The following is a 16,314-nucleotide window of genomic DNA, read 5'->3' as shown; positions in this document are numbered from 1 at the left end:
TATTTGCCAACTTTCGTCGGCAAATCGGCGACCCAACAGGAAATACACCATGACCAAACCCATGAAATTCGCAGCAAATGGCCCTGATGGCTGGAAAGATGCAGCCGATATCGCGTTGGAAACAGCAGAGTTGATCGAGGGTCAGCCGATGGGGTTGGATCACATCTACTTTCAAAAGGACGAACCCGGCGTTCGCGCCGGTATTTGGCGCTCCTCTCCTTATACCGAATTCTACGAGAACTATCCCTGCAGTGAATTTATGTACCTGCTGGAAGGCTCCGTGACGCTCGAGAATGAAGACTTCTCGGAAACCTATACCAAGGGCGATGCCTTTCTCGTCCCCAAAGGCTTTCGCGGCTACTGGAAGCAGACAGAGCCGATGTTGAAATACTACGTGATGATCGATTGATCCCATAGCTGAGCCTGGATTTTCGCATGTCACATTCTGTATCTTCCGCCACAGCGACTGACATCGGAGCCTATGATTACATCATCATTGGTGCCGGATCGGCCGGCTGTGTGCTGGCCAACCGCTTGGGCGAGGACCCAAAAGCTCGTATTTTGGTGCTCGAGGCCGGCGGCAGCGACAAATCGATATATGTCGAGATGCCAACGGCACTGTCGATCCCAATGAACACCAAGCGATTCAACTGGGGCATGGTGACAGAGCCCGAGCCCGGGTTGGACAACCGGGTCATGAACCTGCCCCGCGGCAAGGGGCTCGGCGGGTCCTCGTCAATCAACGGCATGTGTTATGTGCGTGGCAATCCGATGGACTATGAGCTTTGGTCCGCATTGGGGGCTGGTGGATGGCACTGGGCAAATGTGCTGCCCTATTTCCAACGTCTTGAGAATGTCAAAGGTGGCGGCCCATTGCGCGGCATCCATGGGCCGATCTCGGTGACGCGAGGGCCGGAAACCAACCCGCTGTACCAGACCTTTGTTCAGGCCGGGTCGCAGGCCGGGTATGCGGCCAGTCCCAACATGAACCAGCGTCAGCACGAAGGCATGGGCCCGATGGAGATGTCGGTCGGCGGCGGCAAACGATCAAGCGCGGCGGTCGGTTATCTGCGCCCGGCGATCAAGCGCGGCAACGTTCGGGTGATCTCGCAGGCGCTGGTGGACCGGATCCTGTTTGATCAGGGTCGCGCCTCGGGTGTTTTGTTCACCCAAAATGGTAGGCCACAGCTGGCCCGGGCCGATCAGGAAATCATCCTCAGTGCTGGTGCGATCATGTCGCCGGTTATCCTCAAGCGGTCAGGCATCGGGCCGGCCAAAGAGTTGCAGGCGCATCAGATCGAGGTTCAGGCTGACCGGGCTGAAGTGGGTGAAAACCTGATGGACCACCTAGAGGTCTATGTGCAGCAGGAATGCACCCAACCGGTGTCATTGTTTTCACACATGAACCTTATTGGCAAAGCAATGATTGGCGCCCGGTGGCTGCTGACCAAAGGCGGATTGGGCGCGACGAACCATTTCGAAAGCGGCGGCCATATTCGCAGCCGCGCCGGCATTGTCTATCCGGACATCCAGTACCACTTTCTGCCGCTTGCTATTTCCTATGACGGAAAAACACTGGCCAAAGGTCACGGGTTTCAGGTGCATGTGGGCACTAAACGCTCCAAAAGTCGCGGCTGGGTGCGGCTGCGCAGCGCAGATTCTTGCGATCTGCCTCGGGTCCGGTTCAACTACATGACCCATCCCGAGGACAGGCCGGAGATGCGCGCCTGCATCCGGTTGACGCGCGAGATTTTTGCCCAACCAGCCTTTGCCCCCTACCGCGGTAAAGAGCTGGCACCAGGGGATGCCTGCCAAAGCGATGACAGCATCGATCAATTCATCACCGACAAAGTCGAAAGCGCCTATCACCCCTGTGGCACCTGCCGGATGGGGGATGACGCCGCCGCCGTGGTCGACCCAAAAACCATGCGCGTTAAGGGGGTCCAGGGTCTTCTAGTTGTCGATAGCTCGGTCATGCCGCAGGCAACGGCCGGCGACCTGAATGCACCAACACTGATGCTGGCAGAGCGGGCTTCGGACCTGATCCGGGGCCGTGCCTTGCCTGCCGCGCAGGATGCGCCGCTGCTGGCAGCGCCTGACTGGGCGCTCAGCCAACGGTCGCGGGACATCAGTCACGACTATGCCGGCGACCGGGACAGCTTGCGCGCCGCACTACTGGCGAATGCCAGACGATAATGAAACTCAGGGAGGAAATGATGAAGATGAACCTTAACACTGCCGTAGCGGCCCTTGCCATTTCGGTTGCAACCGTGACCGCGCCGATGGCGCAAGCCGAGTCACAAGACCCGATCAAGATTGCGGTCAACGAATGGACCGGCCAGCACCTGTCTGCAAACATCGCCGCAGAGCTGCTAAAGAAAATGGGCTACAGCGTGGAAATGGTCACCGCCGGTGGCTTGCCACAGTTCACCGCGCTGGAGCAGGGCGAGCTGCATTTCAACCCCGAAGTCTGGGACAATTCAATCACAGATGCCTACACCAACGGCCTGACATCGGGTGCGATTGTCGACATGGGGCAACTGGGGCTGGAACCGCGCGAAGGCTGGATCTATCCCGACTACATGGCCGAGCAATGCCCCGGCTTGCCCAGCTATCAGGCGCTTTACGATTGCGCTCAGGCATTCGCCAATGCTGAATCCTTTCCCAATGGTCGCCTGATCACCTACCCCGCGGATTGGGGCACGCGCTCTAAATCCGTGGTCGAAGGCACCGGTCTGCCCTTCAATCCGGTCCCCGGCGGATCCGAGGGCGCCATGGTCGCCGAGTTGAAAAGCGCGCTGGCCTCGAAAGAACCGATTTTGATGATGTTCTGGCAGCCGCACTGGGTGTTCGCCGAAGTTGATATGAACTGGGTCGAGTGGAACCCGGCACAGGGCGAATGTGTCGAAGAAGACCAGCAGCGCGACACCGCCTGCGGATTTGCTCAGGCCTCGGTCAACAAGATCGTGTCCAAGTCACTGCCGGAAAACTGGCCGAAGGCTGCCAAGTTCATTGAGCAGTTCACCCTGACCAATGCCGAGCAGAACGCCATGATCCTGGAGGTCGATCAGGGTGGCCGCCCACTGGAAGAGGTGGTTCAGGACTGGATCACCGCCAACGAAGCCAAATGGACCAGCTGGATCAACTAAACCAGTACAACTAACACGTCCGGCGGTCGCCGCCGGACGTTTGCCCATCAGGGATCGGGAAGGACCGTTTTGGAACAAGACACAACAGATAGCCCACGCGCGGTCAAACTATCCTGCCGCAATCTATGGAAAGTCTACGGTGCCAACCCGGAGTACTATTTTGACGCGGCCGGGTATCAGATCGACACCGAAAATCTGGCAAAGCGGATGCGTTCCGAGGCCCATATCCCGGCCGCGATTGATGTCAGTTTTGATGTGCATGTCGGCGAGATTTTCGTGATCATGGGCCTGTCGGGTTCCGGCAAGTCCACGGTCGTTCGCTGCCTGTCACGACTGGTCGATGCCAGCTATGGCCAAGTGCTTTTGGACGGCGAAAACCTGCTGGACAAAAGCGACAAGGAACTGATCGACATTCGCCGTCACAAGATGGGAATGGTGTTCCAGAATTTCGGATTACTCCCCCATCTGACAGTCTTAGAGAACGTGGCCTTTCCGCTTAGGCTTCAGGGGCTGTCGCAGGCCGAACAGCGAGAGCGCGCCGAGCGTGTCATCAATCTGGTCGACCTGACGGGCCGCGAAGATGCCTTCCCTGGCCAGTTGTCCGGTGGTCAGCAACAACGGGTTGGCATTGCCCGCTCCTTGGCTGTGGAACCGGATGTATGGTTTCTGGATGAGCCGTTTTCGGCGCTTGACCCCTTGATCCGACGCCAGATGCAGGACGAATTTCTGCGCATCCAGCAGGTCCTGCACAAATCCATCGTGTTCATCACCCATGATTTTCTCGAGGCCCTGCGCATTGCAGACCGCATGGCAATCATGCGCGACGGCAAGGTGGTGCAGATCGGCACGCCTGAGGATCTGATCCTCAATCCTGTGGATGACTATGTCGCCCAGTTCACCTCCGAGGTGCCCCGCATCCGTGTTCTGCGCGCCAAGGCCTGCGTCGTGCCCGCCGAAGGGGACACCAGCGCCATGGTGCATGTCTCTGGGGACCTGGTGGTAGAGGCCCTGATTTCAGAGCTGTCCCATAACCCATCCGGCGTCGTGGTCGACGGGGCGGATGGCCAGCCGCTGGGCGTTGTCACACCGGTCTCGCTGATCAAAACACTCGCCGCTTTGGACGCGCCCCAACCCAGCGTTAGTGCCTAACATGGCCCGAAAGACCAAAACTGCCGTCAGGGATCAAAATCCCATGCTGCACCTGGGTTGGCCGACGGTCATCACCTTTTCATTGCTCTGCGTGTTTCTAATGGGACAGGTCGACTGGATCGCGCGTTTCCCGAAAACCCTGCAACTGCCGATTGCTGGTTATCTGAACATAACCATGGAGTGGATCGTTCAAAATTTCGCGCCGTTCTTCAAGGGTGTCACGGCTGTGCTCAGTTATCCCATGCGCTGGATGCGCGAGCTGCTGCACTCCCTGCCATGGAGCGCCTTTATCGCTGTACTTGCCGCAATCGGATATCGCGCGGGCGGGGTAAAACTGGCCGTGTTCACCGGGCTTAGCCTGCTCTACGTGCTGAGTGTCGGCCTGTGGTCCGAGGCGATGAATTCCTTTGCACTGATTTTCATCTCGGTGCCGCTGGCTGTTCTGGTTGGATTTCTGTTGGGCGTCTGGGGCTATGCTTCGGATCGGGCCAATCGGATGCTCATGCCGCTGTTGGATCTCTCGCAAACCATTCCGGCCTTTGCCTATCTTCTGCCGATCCTTCTGCTGTTTGGATTTGGACCGGTTGTCGGGCTGGTGGCATCGATCCTGTTTTCATTTCCCCCCATGGTGCGCAACACTGTTCTGGGGCTGCGCGGGGTCCCGTCGGATATCGTCGAAGCCGGGCTGATGTCCGGCGCAACGCCTGCGCAATTGTTCTGGTTCGTCCGCTTTCCCGCCGCCCTGAAACAGATCCTGATCGGGATCAATCAAACCACCATGGCCTCGCTGTCGATGGTGATTATCGCCTCTATTATTGGCGGAACGGCTGACATCGGCTGGGAAGTTCTGTCAACCATGCGCAAGGCACAGTTTGGCGAAAGCCTGACGGCCGGGATCGTGATTGCCCTGATGGCGATGATATTGGACCGGATCACGTTTGGCATCGCCGAGCGGCAAGGCAGCTCCCTCGCCCGCAAGACCCTGCTGCAACGCTATGGCTTTCCCTTGTCACTGGTGGCGCTCATCGCCCTGTCTTTGCTGCTGGCCACAATCATGCCGGCCTTGGGTCAGTGGCCCACGGCATGGCAGCTTGATTTGGCCACCCCGCTGAACCAGGCAAGCACCTGGTTTGTTATCACTTTCAAGCCGGTGGTGGACGCCATCAAGATCACCTGCCTGTTCTTTGCAATGCTGCCGCTTAAGATCGGGCTGGATAAGACGGTCAGTCCCTACACCTGGGGGTTTGCTCTGACCACCTGGCATATCGCGGGATACGCAGCACTTGTTGCCATGGCTGCACTGACGGCTTGGCGCAAAACCCGCCCCGGTTTGACCGTCACCATACTGTTGGTCGGGTTGATCTTATTTATCGGCCTAACCGATATGCCTTGGATGTCCATCTTGGCGATCCTGATCTATTTCGCCTATCGCCATGGCGGCAGGGAACTGGCAACCGGCACCGCACTGGGGCTGCTGTTCTTGCTGCTTTCCGGCAGTTGGGACAAGGCAATGCTGTCGCTCTATCTCTGTGCGATTGCGGTCAGTCTGTCCTTTGTCATTGGCGCGTCACTGGGCACAGTCGCCGCGCAATACAAATGGTTCTCGCGGTTCATGCGGCCAATCAACGACGCCATGCAAACCATGCCGCCATTTGTGCTCCTGATCCCCATCGTGATGATCTTCAAAATCGGCGAGTTCAGCGCCCTGTTGGCGATCATCGCCTATGCCTATGTGCCCGCCTTTCGTTATACCGAACACGGGCTGCGGCACGTGTCCAGGACCGTGGTCGAGGCCGCTTCGAGTCTGGGCACCACCCGGGCCCAGATGTTGTTTCTGGTCAAGATGCCACTGGCCCTGCCCAACATCATGCTGGGGCTGAACCAATCAATCATGTATGGCATTGCGATGCTGGTTATTGCCGCATTGGTCGGCACCACCGGCCTGGGCCAAGAGGTCTATGTCGGGCTTTCGGCCGGGAACTTTGGCCAGGGTTTTGTCGCTGGTATCGGCATGGCGATCCTTGCCATCACCGCCGATCGGTTTTGCCAGGCCTGGCAACGCAACCATCAATCCCACCTGACGGACGCTCCACAATGAAACTCATCTATTCCAACGACCACCGCGATCACGCTGGCGCCAAAGAAATGCGCTATGATCAGATGATCCCCATGTCTGAAAGCCCCGAGCGGATGGACATGATCATGACGGCCCTTGCCGAGGCTGGGTTTTCAGACGCGGTTGCCCCAAACGCCCACGGGCTAGAGGTTGCGCATCAGGTACATGACCCGGCATTTGTCAGCTTCCTTGAGCGGTGCTACCCCCTGTGGGAGGCCGAATTTGGCCCCGGAGGCTTTGCCACCGCCTATACCTTTGGCATGCGCGGAATGGATCAGCAGCCCAACCCATCCGTGCATTCAATGCTAAGCTGTTACACCTTTGATGTCTGTGTTCCCTTTGTTCAGGGCACCTGGCAGGCGATACGGTCAGCCAAAGATGTGGCGCTGACCGGGGTTGATCTGATTCACCAGGGTGAAAGATCGGTGTTTTCGCTCTGCCGCCCGCCGGGGCATCACGCATCACGGGACATGGCCGGCGGGTATTGCTATCTTAACAACGCCGCCATCGCCGCCCAGGCCCATTTGAACACGGGCGCAAAACGGGTGGCCATTCTGGACATCGACTATCACCACGGCAACGGAACCCAGTCCATTTTTTATGACCGCTCTGATGTGTTGTTTGCATCGCTGCATTGCCGACCAGAAGACGAATATCCCTTCCTGATGGGCTATGCGCGCGAGGTTGGGAAAGGCCCCGGCAGAGGTTACAATGTGAACCTACCCATGCCACGGGGTACAGACTACGGCGTCTGGGGGCCGGCGCTGGCCATCGCTCTGGCCCGGATACACAGCTATGCACCGGATGTCCTGGTGGTGTCCTTAGGCGTCGACAGTTTTGCGGGCGACCCCGTCGGAGGCTTTGAACTGCAAAGCCCGGACTTTGTCGCCATCGGACAGGCCATTGCCCAAGCGGGCCTGCCGACCCATTTCGTGATGGAGGGCGGCTATGCAATGGAGGCACTTGGCACCAACGTTGCAAACGTCATTTCCGGATACTCGAAAATTTGAGCTGACCAAAACGAAGCGCTCCAACAATAGGAAATGCCTCCACTCCCCTGTCCTAAGCGCCTCTGGTAGAAGAGGTGTCTTCAGTCAAGACGTCACGGACTGACTGCAAAATTTTGTCCGAGAGGGCCTTGTCCTCGACAGCTCGTGCCAGAACCAAGGCTCCGACAATCGAAGACAAAAGGGCAATTGCCTGCTGTTCCTGATCAATCCCCGCTTTCCAACCAAACCGAGATGTCACCCGGCTGATAAGACGTTTCAAATGCTTGGAAAACATCGGACGCAGCGCCGGATTACGGCCAACCTCGGTCGCCAAGGTCGGCATTGCGCATCCCGTTTCGGGCGAGTCACAGTGCCCGGCGCTAAGATAGTCTGTGATAAACGTTTGTTTGGCCTGACTTGGGGTCTCTGATGCCGGAATTCCATCGACGGAATGTTTCAGCGTTTTTTCCATGACATGTCCCAGAACCTCGCTTGAAAGATCGGTTTTGGAGGCGAAATGTGAATAAAAACCCCCGTGGGTAAGCCCGGCAGCTTTCATGATCTCCGAAACGCCCGCACCAGAAAATCCGTTCTTGCGAAACAACTTTGCGGCTTCATCGAGTATTCGTGCATGTTTCTCCGCCGTTTCGGCGGCAGGATATCGCATATCGGGACCTCATCGAGTTATTCCGGCCGCCATCCTTACCCCAGAAATCAAGATTGGCAATCCAAGGGAATGATAGATCAAGAAAATGTTCTGAGCTGTTCTAAAAGTGGCGCGCAGGAGATCTATGCGCGCCACAAGGGTAGACGGAAACCTCTTTAGGCGGGAGTTCCCTCCAGGAATTCCAGCGCTTGCGCGACAAACAATTCGTGATACTGGAAGATCCCCCCGTGACCGGCGTCTGGATAGATGCTGAGATGGGAATTCGGGATCAACTCGTGAAGCCGGAACGCATATTTCGTTGGGATCATTACATCATTGTCACCGTTGGCAATGAATGTAGTGTTCTGAATTTCCGCTGTCCGTGCATCGTCAGTCGCGGCCCAAGCCGTGATTGCGCCAACATGAGCCCCCATGCCCTCTTCACTAATGGCTGGAACCCGGTCATCCGGTGTCCGCGTGTCCAGACGCGCGATAAAATCAGTACCAGCAGACTGGCTTGTCACTGTTTCAGCGAAGAAGAGAAAATGCTTAGGATGCTTGTTCTCTTTTTCGGCGCGGGCCATGCTGTTTTGCACGAGTGGCACCAAGCCATTCATGTCACCACCAAGGCCAGATGGTCCTGTTCCAGTAAGGAGAAGCTTTTCAACCAGTTCAGGATGCGCCAACGTGATGGCCTGGGCGACAAACCCACCCATTGAAAACCCAAGCAAGTGGACCTTGGTTAAACCAAGCGCTTGGATGAAGGCAACGGCGTCTTTGGCCATGTCGTCAATACTGGCAGGGACTGTACCTGTGGACCCACCGACGCCCCGGTTGTCAAACGCCAGAATACGGTATTGCGTGGCAAGCCCATCCAGAACCGCGGGATCCCAGTCGTCAATGACGGCAGTAAAATGGTGCAGCATAACAATCGGCGTACCGTCACTGGGCCCGATTTCACGATAAGCAAATGTCTCGCCAGCAACGGCCAGTTTTTGGGTTGGGGTGGTGGCATATGCAGTGTTATTTGTCATCGTAGGTGTCTCTCTTCCTAGTGTCCGTTTTGCAGCTGTGACCCGCGAGGTCCGCAAGCCACCAAACATGAGGACCATCATGTTTAAAATCAAGCCCTGTGATGAAAAATTATTTTCCACGCATCACAAGATTTGGGAAACCTGAATGGGCCAGCCACAAAGGGTGATCAAAATCACCTGTGCACGGTTCTCGTGGGAAACTCAGACACAATCGCCGATCCATGGCCACTAATGTGATGAACGAGGCCAAAAATGGTAAGAGAGAATTCAGGGCAACGGCAGACTATCACTTTGCACATCAATGGGGAGACCGCCTTGTGTCCGATCTATCAAACATTGCCCTGGGCTATGATCCGGATCCATCTCAATCCAAATCCCTGAGATCCGATGCCTATACCCAAGACAAATGGTTCGATGCGGACCTGAAACAGATCCTTGGCAAAACCTGGCAATGGGTGTGCCATGTTGAAAAAACGAGGGAACCCGGATCTTACGTCACGGTTGAAATTGCGGGGCAACCTATTGCCGTTGTGCGCGACCGGGATGGCACGCTGCGGGCCTTCTACAACGTCTGCAAACACCGCGCCCACGAACTGCTCTCGGGCGAGGGCAATACCACCCGGATCATGTGCCCCTATCACGCCTGGGTCTACAAGCTCGACGGTCAATTGGCCCGCGCCCCTCACACCGAAAACCTGAAAGACTTTGACACCGGCGACATTTGCCTGGACCAGATCAGGGTTGAGGAGTTCTGCGGCTTCGTCTTTGTCAACCTCGACCCCCTCGCCGCCTCGCTGTCATCGCTGTCCGGTCAATTGGAAACAGAGATCCGCCACTGGGCCCCGGACGTTGATCAACTGACGTTTGGCCACCGGCTAACCTACGAGATCAAGTCGAACTGGAAGAACGTCGTTGATAACTTTCTTGAGTGTTATCATTGCCCGACCGCCCATAAGGACTTTTGTGATCTGGTCGATATGGATACCTACAAGGTGACCACCTACGGTATTTACTCAAGCCATATGGCGGATGCGGGCAACGGTCCCAACAGCGCCTATGACGTGTCGAATGCAACCGTGAAAACCCATGCGGTTTGGTGGCTGTGGCCGACCACCTGCCTGATGCGATATCCGGGACGGTCCAGCATGATCGTGCTGAATATCATCCCCATCGGTCCGGACCGCACCTTGGAAACCTACGATTTCTACCTTGAAACCCCTGAACCCGACGCAACCGAACTGGACGCGATCCGCTATCTGGATGAGGTTTTGCAGGTGGAGGATATTGGGCTGGTCGAAAGCGTGCAGCGCGGCATGAACACGCCTGCCTTCACCCAGGGCCGCATTGTCAATGACCCCGAAGGATCGGGAAAATCAGAACACGCCGTACACCACTTCCACGGATTGGTGCTGGATGCCTATACCAAGACCCCACAGAACGGAGACCGTGATGAGACTTGAAGGTAAAATCGCCTTGGTGACAGGTGGCCGAGGTGGCATCGGGCGGGCGATTGTCAGCCGGTTCCTGACGGAAGGTGCGACAGTCTATGCCGCAGATCTGACCCCGCAGGGATCACTGGCAGATCATGACGATGATGGCAGTATCTTCGTCAAGCTGGATGTCACGCGCGAGCCGGACGCCATAGCCGCGATGGATCGCGTGATGGCCGAACAGGGCAAACTGGACATCCTGGTCAATGCAGCCGGTATTGAAATCGAAAAAACCGTGGAGGAGACATCGCTGGTTGAGTGGAACCAAAGCTTTGCGGTCAACGCAACCGGCACCTTCCTGACCTCCAAATACGCCCTGCCCCTGATGCGCGAAGCGGTAAAATCAGGGGTCACGGCCAGCCTTATCAATTTTGGCTCTTACGATGGTTTTATCGCCGATCCCGGTTTGGCAGCCTATTGCGCCACCAAAGGTGCAGTCCATGCGCTGACCCGTGCGATGGCCTGTGATCACGGTCCCGAAGGCATCCGGGTCAATGCGATTTGCCCCGGCTACATCGACACGCCCATGCTGCAAAGCTTCTTTGAGGGCGATGGATCAGGCGCCGGTGGTGGCAATATCGAAACCCTGCAAAAAGCTGTGCGAGACGTGCACCCGATGCGGACCTACGGAACACCCGAAGATATCGCAAATCTGGTGAACTGGCTTGCATCCGACGAAGCACGTTATGCATCCGGCCAACTCTGGGTTCTGGATGGGGGGCTGTCCGCACAAGTGCAACAGATGAAACTATAATGTCAAAATCCACCATCCTCACCTGCGCCCCAACAGGCGGCATTCACACACCATCAGTGCCAGTGCCAATGCTGGCCGCCGGGCGCCCACAGATGCGTCGAATTCGCGGGGCCATTGAAAACCTTGGGCTGAGTGTCGCTACGCCTGCAGAGGCCCGACAGCGACTGGCGCTCAAGGGCGGTGATCAGGTTGGATTCTAGCGGAGGCGGCACCATGCAACGATTGGCAGGAAAACGGGCGTTTATCACCGGCGGGCGTCAGGGAATTGGCCGTGGTATCGTCGATGCCTTTGCCTCCGAAGGGGCAGAGGTCATGACCTGTGGGCGCGGGCCCAAACCTGATGGCCTGAACGCCGAGTGGCTGTCGCTGGATGTGTCCGATGCGGCGACTGTCGCGGCGGCGGCGCAGTCCTTGGGAGTGTTGGACATCGTGGTGAACAACGCCGGTGTGCAGGTCGAAAAGACGGTTGTAGACAGCACCGATGCGGACTGGGATCTGGTGATGGGCGTCAACGCCCGTGGTGTGTTCAATGTCTGTCGCAGCCTAATTCCACAGATGGCGACCGGGGGATCGATCATCAATATCGGGTCGATTTCCGGCACTGTCGCTGATCCGTCGATGGCGCTGTACAATGCATCCAAGGCCTTTGTTCATGGGCTCACCCGCTCGATTGCCGTCGACCATGGCCCCACCATACGCTGCAATGCGATCTGCCCCGGCTGGATCGAAACCGGAATGCTGGATGCGGGGTTTGATCTGGCCAGTGATCCGGACCAGGCGCGCGCAGATGCACTTGCCCGGCACGCAACCCGCCGCTTTGGCAAACCTGCCGACATTGCCTCCATGGCCGTCTGGCTGGCATCGGATGATGCCGCATTTGCAACCGGGCAGCTGTTTACAATCGACGGCGGCATGACCGCCGCTTCGCCGCTTAATCCAGGACTATTCTGATGAGTACTTTCGCACATACAGCCACCCTTGGCGCCGGAGTGATCGGCGCAAGCTGGTCGGCATTATTTCTGGCCTCGGGGCGCAGTGTCGCCGTCTTTGACCCCTCGCCCAAGGCCGAAAAAATGGTACGCGACTATGTGGAACAGTCATGGCCCATTCTGGCGCAACTGGGGCTGACTGACCACGGCAACCCGGACGCAATCAGCTTTCATGCCTCGGCAAAAGACGCCGTTGACGGCGCCAGTTTCATTCAGGAAAGCGTCCCCGAGCAGCTGCCCATCAAACACGCCCTTTATGCTGAAATTGAAGACGCCCTGGCCTGCGACGCTATTATAGCTTCCTCGGCCTCGGGTCTGACCTTATCTGAAATGCAGGCGGGCTGGGCCGATCCAAGCCGCCTGGTCCTGGGACACCCGTTCAATCCGCCGCATCTGATCCCTCTGGTCGAGGTTATGGGCAACAGCCACACAACCGAGGGCGTCGTGTCCAGCGCCGAAGACTTCTATCGGGCCGTGGGCAAGGTCACCATTCGCGTCAACCGCGAGGTCCCCGGCCATGTCGCCAACCGCCTGCAGGCGGCTGTGTGGCGCGAGGCCATTCATTTAATCTCAACCGGGGTCGCCTCGGTCGAGGATGTCGATACCGCCATGTGGGCGGGTCCGGGGCTGCGATGGGCCGCCATGGGGCCGACGATGCTGTTCCACCTGGGCGCCGGCGATGGCGGCTTAGGCGAATTCTGCGAACGCTATTCCGACAGCTTCAATCGCTGGTGGGATGACCTGGGCGCGCTTCACCTGACCCCTGCGCTGGCAGACCAACTGGTTGCCGGTGTGACACAAGAGGCCGGCGGCGTGTCCCCTGCAGATCTATCCGCGAAACGTGATGCGATGCTGGCCGCCATGCAAGTGGCAACCGCCAAGCTGCGTTAGATCACCTTGGGGCTGTGCATCGGCCAGGCCCGGAACTCAAACGGGACCCGACCGTCAATCCGGTCCTGTTTTGGCGGCAACCCAAACCGGGCCCGGTAGGCACGGCTGAAATGAACCTGACTGGCAAACCCCGACGCCACCGCAACCTCACTCAGCTTCATTTCTGTCTGGGTCACCAGCCCCCGGGCGCGGTCCAACCTGATATCGCGAAAGTACAGCACCGGGGTCTTGCGGACGTATTGTTTGAACAATCGGCCCAGATGCCGCTGCGAGACGTTCAATTGCGCACAAATATCAGGGATCGAAGGCGGGGTCTCTAAATTGGCCTCCATCAGATCGATAGCGCGGCGCACAACGCTGGGCGTCACTTGCCCAAAAGGTTCCAGATTGCTTGGGTTCTGCGATGCCTCAGGCCCGCGCACATGGTGGTGAAACAGGTACCGGGCGGTGGCATTCGCCAGACTTTCTCCACCAAGGTCCCGCAAGATATGCAGGGCCAGATCAACCGCAGCCAGCCCCCCGCAACAGGTCAATCTGTTGCCATCCGCCACAAAGAGATCCTCGGTGACCGTCACCTCCGGAAACAGCTCAATCAGAGCGTCGATATGTTCATAATGCACCGTCGCACGTCTGTTCTTTAGCAACCCCGCCCTGGCAAGAATGAACGTACCTGTATCCAAAGCCGCCATTTTCGCGCCGCCGCGTGACCAGTGAACCAGGGCTTTGGTCACCTCCACCGTATGGTGGATTTCCGGCACCCAGCTTGACGACACGACAACCAATTTTGGCTTGGTGCTCAGGGCATTGGCGATAGAGCCGGTGGAAACGGACAGCCCAGAATTTGTCGGTGTCTCGGCGCCGGTGGACGACACCAACTGCCATCGGAACCGTGATGTTCCCGTCAGGTAATTGGCCACCCGAAACGGATCGAGAAAGGCCGTGGTGGCGGCCAGATTAAAATGTGGCGTGACCAGAATAAGCAGGTCAAAGATATCAGTGTCAGATGCGTTCATGGCCGCACAAGTACATTTTTGGCCAAATATGTAAACTTCAGAAACCCTGCGGCATGCCAGTGAAACACAGGCGTCCCCCCAGTTGCCGATCACATCTCACCTTTGGTTGCCCGCAGAAACTGCCTTGTTGTCCCGGACTTAACCCAAGGCCGACCGATACCGTGCCACACCGATCACCATCATGAATGTGGCACATACGAAATAGCCGGCAACCCAAAGAAACTGTGTCTCAATGCCAACCCCAAGGTCGATGCCCAACCCGGTGATGCCTGGCCCAATAGCCGAGCCCAACACCATGACAGCCGCCGCCATCGCCTTGATCGAGCCCAGATGTCGCGTCCCGAAGAACTCTGCCCAAAAGGCATTAGGTAAGGTCGAGTTGGCCCCAGTTGTCAGTGCCAGGAAGAAGAAACCAAGCAACATATCCGAATAGGTATCGGCAAATGCAAAAATGACAAAAGCCACCACCAGGGGCAGTTGGTACCAAGGGATCAGCCGGGATGTGCCAATCTTGTCCAACGCCCAGCCCGACAGGACCATCGCGACAGTGCCGACCAGGATGAAAAAAGGAAACATCGACACCAACTCCACATGAGGCAACTGCTTAACGTCCGCGAAATGAACTTGGTGAAAGAAAAACGCGGTTCCAAATGCTGACGGCCCCAGAAGCGCGGGCACCATGAACCAGAAAAGCGGATGACGAAACGTTTGATTGCGGGTCCAGTGCTGGGCCAGCATGCCCAGTGATTGGTTAGACTGTGCCATTGAATGCGGTGTGCGCTCTGTCCGCAGAAGCGTTCGCAATATGGGAACGCCGCACACCACCAGCACTGCGGCACTTCCCCAAAGCAGGCGCCAGTCATAGACTGCCATAAGAGCCACAAAAATCAGCGGCAGCACAGCCTGTCCCACAGCAAAGCCAAGCGTAGCCACAGACAGGGCCTTACCCCGGGACGCGATGAACCACCGTGACATGGCGACCAAGGCAACATGGCTGGTCATACCCTGGCCGGTAAAACGCAGACAAAAAATGACCAGCGGCAACAACCACCACACCGGGTTTAAAGCCATGAAAAGGCAAGCGCCGGCCAGCAGACCCAGGATGATTGCGCCAATGCTGCGCGCTCGAAACCGGTCCGTCAGCCCCCCGGCCCAAACCATGGCAATGGCCGATGCTGTGGTTCCGACAGCATATATTCCGCCCCATTGACCATGTGAAATTTGAAAGACCTCGCGAATTTCACCGGCGAAAAGCGAGATGAAATAGGTCTGTCCAAAACTGCTGAGAAATGTCAGCAGCACCCCGGCGCTAAGCCAGCGTATATTTTCACGTAGAAAAGCAAGAATCGCCATGATCCTCTGTCGCGTGTATTGCGCCAAAAAGAAAGGCGTTTGGGCCCAATTACTTGCCTCAATTCCGGCCAAGCCGTAAAACCGACAGCAAAGGTTCTTAATCGCGCCGCAGTTTTAAAGCTGACTGCGTTATGCCGTCGTTCCTGTGCCACCGCCAAACACAAAGAACTGGTCCTCTGGACGGGAAACCTTGACATTTCGGCCCGGACAACAATATAGGTGCATATGACCGTAAATGTTCCAGCCAGTGAAATCGACCCGAGTATACAAGATGCCCGATGACCCTATCCTCGACGCGGCGACGGTTGAACGCGCCTGCATTTGTCAGGTGCTGCGACGCGTGACCCGCAAAGTCACCCAGCGCTATGCAGCGGCACTGAAGCCGGTCAATCTGACGGCCGGGCAGTTTACTATTCTGGCAGCGTTGTCCCGCAACAAGCCGGTAAAGCTCAGCACACTTGCGGATGAAATTGGCATGGATCGAACCACGCTGACAAAAGACTTAGCCCCGTTGGAGCGTCGAAACCTGGTCAGTTCAATCCCAAACAAGTCCGACCGCCGGGTCAGGGACTTGAAACTGTCCGAAAATGGTAAAGACCTGTTGCGGCAAGCGCACCCGCTTTGGGAAGCGGCGCAAATCTCTTCTCTTGAAAAGATCGGCGATGCCGATTGGACAGAGGTCAGATCCGTGCTGGATACACTCGCCCCCTAAGTCCGCCTCAACTCTGAAGATGGATGTTC

General features: G+C 57.2%; 16 protein-coding genes. 12 read left to right on the top strand and 4 right to left on the bottom strand.

Features of this window, described 5'->3' with window-relative positions; translation table 11 throughout:
- The first annotated feature begins 49 nt into the window (after positions 1–49).
- The 6 genes from EBB79_RS03430 to EBB79_RS03405 all read left to right on the top strand — a co-directional run bounded on the left by EBB79_RS03430 (position 50) and on the right by EBB79_RS03405 (position 7,424).
- On the top strand, positions 50–409 hold the full coding sequence (locus EBB79_RS03430) for a cupin domain-containing protein (protein ID WP_127747593.1): 360 nt from the start codon (positions 50–52) through the stop codon (positions 407–409).
- 26 nt (positions 410–435) lie between these two features.
- Positions 436–2,196: a choline dehydrogenase gene (locus EBB79_RS03425; protein WP_127747592.1), complete on the top strand. Its 1,761-nt coding sequence runs from the start codon at positions 436–438 to the stop codon at positions 2,194–2,196.
- A 26-nt stretch (positions 2,197–2,222) separates the two neighbouring features.
- Entirely contained in the window at positions 2,223–3,149 is a 927-nt protein-coding gene (locus EBB79_RS03420) for an ABC transporter substrate-binding protein (RefSeq protein ID WP_164860739.1), read from the top strand.
- Between the two features lie 69 nt (positions 3,150–3,218).
- Complete coding sequence (locus EBB79_RS03415) at positions 3,219–4,298, top strand: quaternary amine ABC transporter ATP-binding protein (protein WP_127747590.1); 1,080 nt, start codon at positions 3,219–3,221, stop codon at positions 4,296–4,298.
- A gap of 43 nt (positions 4,299–4,341) precedes the next feature.
- Positions 4,342–6,396 (top strand): ABC transporter permease, encoded by a 2,055-nt coding sequence (locus EBB79_RS03410; RefSeq protein WP_164860738.1) that lies wholly within the window; start codon positions 4,342–4,344, stop codon positions 6,394–6,396.
- Positions 6,393–7,424: a histone deacetylase family protein gene (locus tag EBB79_RS03405; RefSeq protein ID WP_127747588.1), complete on the top strand. Its 1,032-nt coding sequence runs from the start codon at positions 6,393–6,395 to the stop codon at positions 7,422–7,424. Before EBB79_RS03410 ends, EBB79_RS03405 begins: the two co-directional genes overlap by 4 nt.
- A 52-nt stretch (positions 7,425–7,476) precedes the next feature.
- Here the strand turns inward: EBB79_RS03405 and EBB79_RS03400 are convergent, their stop codons facing one another.
- The gene (locus tag EBB79_RS03400; RefSeq protein ID WP_127747587.1) at positions 7,477–8,070 is read right to left on the bottom strand and encodes a TetR/AcrR family transcriptional regulator; all 594 of its coding nucleotides are present in this window, start codon (positions 8,068–8,070) and stop codon (positions 7,477–7,479) included.
- Positions 8,071–8,225: 155 nt separating this feature from the next.
- Positions 8,226–9,083: an alpha/beta fold hydrolase gene (locus tag EBB79_RS03395; RefSeq protein WP_127747586.1), complete on the bottom strand. Its 858-nt coding sequence runs from the start codon at positions 9,081–9,083 to the stop codon at positions 8,226–8,228.
- A gap of 317 nt (positions 9,084–9,400) precedes the next feature.
- Here EBB79_RS03395 and EBB79_RS03390 point away from each other — a divergent pair, with 317 nt between their 5' ends.
- The 5 genes from EBB79_RS03390 to EBB79_RS03370 are packed head-to-tail and all read left to right on the top strand — an operon-like array spanning position 9,401 to position 13,207.
- Complete coding sequence (locus tag EBB79_RS03390) at positions 9,401–10,543, top strand: aromatic ring-hydroxylating oxygenase subunit alpha (protein WP_238704985.1); 1,143 nt, start codon at positions 9,401–9,403, stop codon at positions 10,541–10,543.
- On the top strand, positions 10,533–11,327 hold the full coding sequence (locus tag EBB79_RS03385; RefSeq protein ID WP_127747584.1) for an SDR family NAD(P)-dependent oxidoreductase: 795 nt from the start codon (positions 10,533–10,535) through the stop codon (positions 11,325–11,327). The genes EBB79_RS03390 and EBB79_RS03385 overlap by 11 nt, the downstream gene beginning before the upstream one ends.
- Positions 11,327–11,527: a hypothetical protein gene (locus EBB79_RS25555; protein ID WP_420850359.1), complete on the top strand. Its 201-nt coding sequence runs from the start codon at positions 11,327–11,329 to the stop codon at positions 11,525–11,527. Before EBB79_RS03385 ends, EBB79_RS25555 begins: the two co-directional genes overlap by 1 nt.
- A gap of 13 nt (positions 11,528–11,540) precedes the next feature.
- Positions 11,541–12,278 (top strand): SDR family NAD(P)-dependent oxidoreductase, encoded by a 738-nt coding sequence (locus EBB79_RS03375; protein WP_127747583.1) that lies wholly within the window; start codon positions 11,541–11,543, stop codon positions 12,276–12,278.
- A complete protein-coding gene (locus EBB79_RS03370) occupies positions 12,278–13,207 on the top strand; it encodes a 3-hydroxyacyl-CoA dehydrogenase NAD-binding domain-containing protein (protein ID WP_127747582.1) in 930 nt (309 codons plus the stop codon). Before EBB79_RS03375 ends, EBB79_RS03370 begins: the two co-directional genes overlap by 1 nt.
- Here EBB79_RS03370 and EBB79_RS03365 read toward each other — a convergent pair.
- Together EBB79_RS03365 and EBB79_RS03360 are read right to left on the bottom strand one after the other, a co-directional pair.
- On the bottom strand, positions 13,204–14,220 hold the full coding sequence (locus EBB79_RS03365) for a GlxA family transcriptional regulator (RefSeq protein ID WP_127747581.1): 1,017 nt from the start codon (positions 14,218–14,220) through the stop codon (positions 13,204–13,206). The genes EBB79_RS03370 and EBB79_RS03365 overlap by 4 nt on opposite strands.
- A gap of 138 nt (positions 14,221–14,358) precedes the next feature.
- A complete protein-coding gene (locus tag EBB79_RS03360; protein ID WP_177627766.1) occupies positions 14,359–15,573 on the bottom strand; it encodes an MFS transporter in 1,215 nt (404 codons plus the stop codon).
- Positions 15,574–15,808: 235 nt separating this feature from the next.
- Here EBB79_RS03360 and EBB79_RS03355 point away from each other — a divergent pair, with 235 nt between their 5' ends.
- A complete protein-coding gene (locus EBB79_RS03355; RefSeq protein ID WP_127747580.1) occupies positions 15,809–16,285 on the top strand; it encodes a MarR family winged helix-turn-helix transcriptional regulator in 477 nt (158 codons plus the stop codon).
- The last annotated feature ends 29 nt before the right edge of the window (positions 16,286–16,314 follow it).

This window comes from Parasedimentitalea marina (assembly GCF_004006175.1).
Taxonomy (GTDB): domain Bacteria; phylum Pseudomonadota; class Alphaproteobacteria; order Rhodobacterales; family Rhodobacteraceae; genus Parasedimentitalea; species Parasedimentitalea marina.
The sequence above is the reverse complement of the archived record's forward strand: the minus strand, read 5'-3'. Positions and strand labels throughout refer to the sequence as shown.

Excerpts from the sequence above, each read along its gene's own strand:
- EBB79_RS03430 (WP_127747593.1), top strand. The coding sequence starts at position 50 with ATGACCAAACCCATGAAATTCGCAGCAAATGGCCCTGATGGCTGGAAA.
- EBB79_RS03425 (WP_127747592.1), top strand. The coding sequence starts at position 436 with ATGTCACATTCTGTATCTTCCGCCACAGCGACTGACATCGGAGCCTAT.
- EBB79_RS03420 (WP_164860739.1), top strand. The coding sequence starts at position 2,223 with ATGAACCTTAACACTGCCGTAGCGGCCCTTGCCATTTCGGTTGCAACC.
- EBB79_RS03410 (WP_164860738.1), top strand. The coding sequence starts at position 4,342 with ATGCTGCACCTGGGTTGGCCGACGGTCATCACCTTTTCATTGCTCTGC.
- EBB79_RS03405 (WP_127747588.1), top strand. The coding sequence starts at position 6,393 with ATGAAACTCATCTATTCCAACGACCACCGCGATCACGCTGGCGCCAAA.
- EBB79_RS03400 (WP_127747587.1), bottom strand. The coding sequence starts at position 8,070 with ATGCGATATCCTGCCGCCGAAACGGCGGAGAAACATGCACGAATACTC.
- EBB79_RS03395 (WP_127747586.1), bottom strand. The coding sequence starts at position 9,083 with ATGACAAATAACACTGCATATGCCACCACCCCAACCCAAAAACTGGCC.
- EBB79_RS03385 (WP_127747584.1), top strand. The coding sequence starts at position 10,533 with ATGAGACTTGAAGGTAAAATCGCCTTGGTGACAGGTGGCCGAGGTGGC.
- EBB79_RS25555 (WP_420850359.1), top strand. The coding sequence starts at position 11,327 with ATGTCAAAATCCACCATCCTCACCTGCGCCCCAACAGGCGGCATTCAC.
- EBB79_RS03375 (WP_127747583.1), top strand. The coding sequence starts at position 11,541 with ATGCAACGATTGGCAGGAAAACGGGCGTTTATCACCGGCGGGCGTCAG.
- EBB79_RS03370 (WP_127747582.1), top strand. The coding sequence starts at position 12,278 with ATGAGTACTTTCGCACATACAGCCACCCTTGGCGCCGGAGTGATCGGC.
- EBB79_RS03365 (WP_127747581.1), bottom strand. The coding sequence starts at position 14,220 with ATGAACGCATCTGACACTGATATCTTTGACCTGCTTATTCTGGTCACG.
- EBB79_RS03360 (WP_177627766.1), bottom strand. The coding sequence starts at position 15,573 with ATGGCGATTCTTGCTTTTCTACGTGAAAATATACGCTGGCTTAGCGCC.
- EBB79_RS03355 (WP_127747580.1), top strand. The coding sequence starts at position 15,809 with ATGTTCCAGCCAGTGAAATCGACCCGAGTATACAAGATGCCCGATGAC.